We start from the raw sequence: 6,325 nt of genomic DNA, 5'->3' as shown, positions 1-6,325 counted from the left end.
AGCTTTGGTGTAGACATTATTGGTCGCATCGTAGGTAGCACCGGACAGGTCAGAGTACCACTTCCCATCTTCACCCTGTACCAAGGTATTGCCGTCAGCGTCTTTTGCTCCCGTAGGTGCAAAGGTAATGCTGCCGTCACCCATAGTAAGGTTCTTAGCCAACTTAACCTTAAGTGCATCGTTTTCTTTGACGACACCGATGTTATTGGCTGTGGTAAATTCACTGGCTCCGCCAAGAACATTGAGGATTTCACCGTTTTTCTTGGTGATCGTAGAATCAACAGACGTATCATCCCCGGTGAATTTCAGGTTAGCACTGCTAATGGCTGAATCCATGTCGCTCTTAGATGCAATATCCCCTACTTCAAAGGATGTATCGTCATTACGGGTAAAGGTCAACGTGTTGTTTTCAAGTTTCGCTTCTTTAACGAATGTATCCTTCAGGCTGTCAATCGTAACTTTACTGCCGTCCTGCATCGTCAAGGTAATGGTCCCCGAACCGTCAGCACCATAGGTTACATCACTCGATTTGATCATACTGCCTTTAAGCTGGCCTAAATTGACGATGTCCGTGTCTTCCGTGCCGGCTGCAACGTTTGTGATCTTATTCCCGCCATTGTCGAGACCCGTATTGGTCAATTTTACGGATGAAACGACCGGATTTTCTACGGCACTTACGGTAGTTCCGTCAGCTTTCGTATAGACATTATTGGTCGCATCATAGGTTGCGTCGGACAAGTCGGTGTACCACTTACCATCTTCCCCCTGCACCAAGGTATTGCCGTTAGCGTCTTTTGCTCCCGTAGGTACGAAGGTAATGCTCCCGTCACCCATAGTAAGGTTCTTAGCCAATTTAACATTGAGGGTACCCGTCGTATCATCGGCTACGACGCCAATATTATTATCTGTCAAAGAATCAGTATTGCCACCGACAACATTCAATGTAGCTCCTAAATCACGATGAATAATCGTATCGCCATCACCTTTGAAGTTGAGACCGGCTGTACCGGCCGCTTTAAGTTGAGCCACATTGACGGCATCCGTATCTTCAGTCCCGGCTGCCACATTGATAATTTGGCGAGTATTGCCGGTCTTACCAACAGACACGGCCCCTAATCCGGATTTCCAAGTGCCGGCGGCATCATTAGTATGATCGGTTCCGGATGCATCATAACCGACAACACCCGCACTTACATTCGCTAAAGATTGATCGCCCAGGGCAACAGCATAATCCACATTCTCTACTTTAGCACCACGACCTATAGCGGTACCATTTCTCGAACCACTTACTGTAGCAGAAGCACCTATAGCCGTGCCACTTACCGAGTTAGTCACCTTGGCAGTTGCACCAAGTGCAGTCGCACTGCCTGAAGTTGTTACTTGAGCACTACCGCCAATTGCAACTGAACTTGTGGATTTTTCTCCCACAACAGCTCCAGATCCGATAGCTACACCATATTGACTATCGACCTTCTTAAATCCGTTAGTGGCATTACCTGTTCCTCTACCGATAGCAATGGATTCTCGATCGGTCGTTATAGCATTCGTACCGATGGCAACAGAATTATCACCACCGGCTACCGCTTCAGTACCGCCGGCGAAAGAATTCTTTCCGGTTGCCTGATTGGCAAACCCTACGGCTGTTCCCTGAGTCCCCGATGCCACACTATTCTGACCAACAGCTAGAGCGCCTTCAGCACTGGCTGCCGCATCAGCATAAGTATCTCCTTTAGGTTCCATATCAAGGTACTTAAGGCCGATTTGCACGCCGGCTCCATCTTGTTTTAATTTAATACCTCTACCGGCTTCTAAAGTCACCGTATCGCCGACATTTATCTGTTTTGGATCTCCTTCGACAGTAGCATCATTTTCTGATTTTGAATCTGAACCTCTAGCAACAGCAAGGGTCCAACCTTTATCTACTTTTACTTTCAATTTGTTCAGCTGTGCTACGTTGACGGCATCTGTATCTTCGGTCCCGGCTGCTACATTGGTAATCTGTCGGGTTAAGCCCGTTTCACTATCACCTACTGAAACAGCTGCCCCGGTTGCCTGCCAAGTGGATACAAGTTTATTCGCTTCCGAAACTTTGGTCTGTAAATCGGCTCGAGCAGCTTCGAATTCTGTATTGAGGGATTTTATTTGTTCAATGATTTCCGACTGGCGAGTTTCATCAGCCGTATTAGCTTCATTTTGCAAGGCAATAATCTGATTTGCCAAGGACGTTACATTAGTCTGCGCCGTTGCAATTTCTGTCTGCAAGTTATCATAGGTTGCTTTATTATTACCAAGAAGGACATCTTGTGACGTAATCGTACCGCTCGGATCATAGCCCAAGACACCAGATCCTATATTCGTCTTGGAATCACTGCCAAGAGCTACGCCGCCTTCAATATTAGCGGTAGAACTTTCACCCAAAGCCGTCGCCGATTTAGCTGATGCATTGGCTCCAGAACCAATAGCCGTAGCAAAAGCGCCGTCAGATACAGCTTCACTACCGAAAGAACTGGAGAAATGACCACTGGACTTAGCACCAAAGCCGGTCGCCAATGAATTAATACCGGATGCCGTAGCTTCACCACCAACGACGGTTGCCTGATAGCCGGTACCTTTCGCTTCATCACCTAAGGCTATGGACTGCATTCCCGTTGCATTGGCTTCACTGCCTATTGCGATGGAGCCATGGCTTTCAGCCGCAGCATAATCGCCCACAGCAGTAGAACCTATACCGGACGCATTGGCAAAATCGCCCAGGGCGATGGAATTATAATTAGTTGCTTTAGCTTTTTGCCCCATAGCCGTTGCGTTAGGCGCCGTTGCCGAGGCAAAAACACCGATTGCTATCGCATCATCACCGGTGGCACCGTCGTTGTTTTCATTATCATTTTCACCTAAAGATTTTTTATTGATCGACACAAAAGAAATCTTATTGGCATCAACAGTCGAGCCCAACGCTTTCAATTGTGCAACGTTGACGGCATCCGTATCCTGAGTACCGGCAGCGACACCGACGATTTGACGCGTTTGGGTAGCTGTTGTAATCGCCCCATCAGCATTCTCTGCCGAAACACCTATTGCTACAGCACCCAAAGTGGAGCGCCAAGTCGGCGATGTTTGTTCATCATCGGTTAACGTTACAGATGTAGGGATATAGCCACGCATATTAGCCGGAACGATATTGTATGAGTCGGCCCCCAAGGCAACACCGCCAACACTATAAGACTTTGCCGATTTACCAATAGCTAACGATCTCTCAACATTTGCTCTGGCACTCGGGCCGATAGCCATAGAATCAGTGCCCAAAGCATTAACATTGTCGTTATTATCTGTATCAGTGGTCGATACGGCAAAATAATGGACTCTGTGTTTCTCAATCTTCGTATCTAATTTCTTTAATTGTGCTACGTTCACTGCATCTGTATCTTGACTACCGGCAGCCACCCCGACGATTTGTCTAGTCACAGTAGCTGCTTCTCCAGCATTTTGAACTCCTACAGATACGGCCCCCAAAGATGACCGCCATGTAGGTGAAAAAATTTCAAGACCATCTAAATTTGTATAAAGAGGAATATAACCAATTCCATTAGAACCAACATTGGCTACAGAACCGGCGCCAATCGCTACTCCATCGTCAGTATTGACGGTGGCACCTGCCCCTATAGCAACACCACTGGCATTGGAAGCCGAAGACCCCGAGCCCACAGCAACCCCACTGCCGGAACCTGCCGTATTATTAGCCGCACCAGCGATACCAGTCATGCCGAGCGAAAGGGCCAAGACTGCCAGCGTCACAGCCACTTTTTGACCGGCCTGCGCTTTGCCAGACTTCGTCTTTCCGCTGCGCTTTGCCAGCTCCGACACGACGACATAGCAATGCCTTACTTTACTCCAAATAACCTTATACTGTTTATTCATATTCAAGCCCCCTAGTCCTTTATAATCATAACAGTTAGATGTCATTTAAAACTAATCGTTAGCTTATTATTCCAATTTTATTTTATATATCTGCATAATAACTGTCAATTAATTGTCGATATTTTTATTGTAATATACTCATCAATTCATTTGCAGTATAGGAGAGCCGTATATTTCTAATAAAATATTTTTTTCATAAAAACAAAAAAAGCACCGGAAATCCCTATATTACAAAGAATTTTCGGTGCTTCTGAGGCCATCATCTTCCGATGGCTATGAAACATTATTTATTTTTGGTTAACTCTGCCATAGCCGCCATCAGCTCTTCAATCTTTTGGTTCTGAGCTTCAATTTGTTCATGTTGCTGAGATAAAGCTGATTCCAAATTATTAATTCTTTGTGCCATGGCTTGCTTCGATGGATAAGTACCCGTTTCGCCTTCGCCAATTCTCCAAGTTACGCCGGCGTTGACCATATTTTCACCGCCGCCGTAGGATGAACCGATGCTGACCATGGTATCGTAGTTGGGCCGATAGAAAGCCCCGAGGGCAACGGCATTGGCCCCGCGGTAATTACCGACGCCGGCCGTGACTTCCCATTTAGAATCGGAGCTGTATTCCAACGGATGCAGTGCTGCCAAAGCTGCAGCACCGGCACCGACCCGGTTGACGCGACTGTCGAGTTTCCCGATGCGGCTATTCATCTGGTTCATGCCCGTTCCGATAGCAGCGACGGTTCTGTCGAACTGGCCTTTATTGATGGCGTCCGTTGCTTCCGTCGCTTCACCAACATTATGAATCGCGTTGCCGCCCATGTTGACGTTGTTGTTATTGATGGTAATGTTCTTCGACGAATCTTCATTTACAATCGTCAGGCCATCGTTGTTGATCGTCGTGTTGCCCGTCATGACTGAGCCGGTCATAACATGTTCATTAGTGATGATGGTCTTGCTGTCGCCAGTGCCGATGGTAACGTTGTCATTGCTGATGGAAACGTTGCCAATATTGGCTTTTTCCGTTACCGTTATTTCTTTCGTTTCTATCGAATCGAGGCCTTTGATATCTTTAGCAAGTTTAATGTCGAGGCCGTTACTGCCATTTCCAACAACACCAATATTGCCTTCAGATAACTTGTTGACGTCGGCACCGCCTTTCAGATTCAGCGCCTCACCCAATTTGACCTTTGCTTCGCCGCTGTCTCCGGCAAAGTCACGAGTGCCAACACCGATGGTATCTGTAATGTCTTTAACGGAATCCGCTACATCCTTCAACTGGCCTTCTGTTGCAGCACGATCAGGTACATAGCCATTTTCGTCAGGATTCCAAGTCGTGTTGTCTAGGCCGGTGATGAATTTACCTTTTTCGGTAACAGGATTTCCGTCAGCATCAACTTTCGCCGTGCCATCAGCATTTTTAACCGCCACTTCTTGATTGCCCATGACGAGTTTACCATTCGTCCCATCTCCAATGGTTACTTGGCCTGCAGCACCATCTACATTCACAGTATTATCTCCCGTACCAGCCGTTACCGTAGACTTAGTCCCATCGACGACCACTTTATTAGTACCACCATCTCCGGCGCTGATGATACCCTCATTGCCCTTAATAGCTACGTTATTACCGTCTTTATCGCCAAAGGAGAGGTCGTCACTCAGTGCAACTTCGGTGCCTGCACCATTTTCAAGTTCAGTTACGGTAATATTTTTACCGGCTACGACTTTATTGGAGCCTATCGTTGACGAAAGTCCGTCATAGGCAGCTTTCAACTGATCTTCCGTAGCAGCACGTCCGCTTACGATACCATCGGTAGACGGATTCCAAGCCGTATTGGCCAAACCGGTAACGTATAAGCCGCTTTCAGTCTTACCGCTGGCACCATTATATTTTACATCTTGATTAGCAATGTAAATGCCACCCGTAATTTCACCATCTTTTAGAGTCCCTCCGATACGGGCACTGTCGATGCCGGATAAATCTTTAGCGAGTTTAATCCTTAAATTCCCGTTGTCCGATACGACGCCAATGTTATTTTCAGTGAGCTTATCCTTATCAGCTCCGCCAAAGATATTGAGCGTTTCACCGTTCTTCTTGGTAATCACAGCATCTTCAGACGTATCATCACCAGTGAACTTCAGGTTTACTTTGCTGTTTTCCCCGACAAGGTCGTCGGTAGTCGCAATCTTATCTATTTCAAATTTTTCATCATCATTGCGAGTAAGGATCAACTTATTACCATCTAAGCTAGCTTTGGTAATGTACTTATCTTGCAAGCCGCCAATTTCAACGGTACTTCCATCCTGCATCGTCAAGGTCATCGTACCTACACCGGCGTCTGTGTATTTCAACTTGCCGGATTCAATCGTACTGCCCTTGAGCTGTTTCAAGTTGACGATATCCGTATCTTCCGTACC

The 6,325-nt window shown here is 46.7% G+C and carries 2 protein-coding genes; both read right to left on the bottom strand.

Features of this window, described 5'->3' with window-relative positions:
* Positions 1-3,915 (bottom strand): ESPR-type extended signal peptide-containing protein (locus HMPREF3201_RS07445; RefSeq protein ID WP_062412460.1); only part of this gene is annotated, 3,915 nt, incomplete at its 3' end.
* A gap of 283 nt (positions 3,916-4,198) precedes the next feature.
* The coding region (locus HMPREF3201_RS07440) for a YadA C-terminal domain-containing protein (RefSeq protein WP_062412459.1) at positions 4,199-6,325 on the bottom strand (2,127 nt) is incomplete at its 5' end.

The sequence above is a fragment of the Megasphaera sp. MJR8396C genome (assembly GCF_001546855.1).
Taxonomy (GTDB): domain Bacteria; phylum Bacillota; class Negativicutes; order Veillonellales; family Megasphaeraceae; genus Megasphaera.
This window is presented reverse-complemented; position numbering and strand designations above follow the sequence as displayed.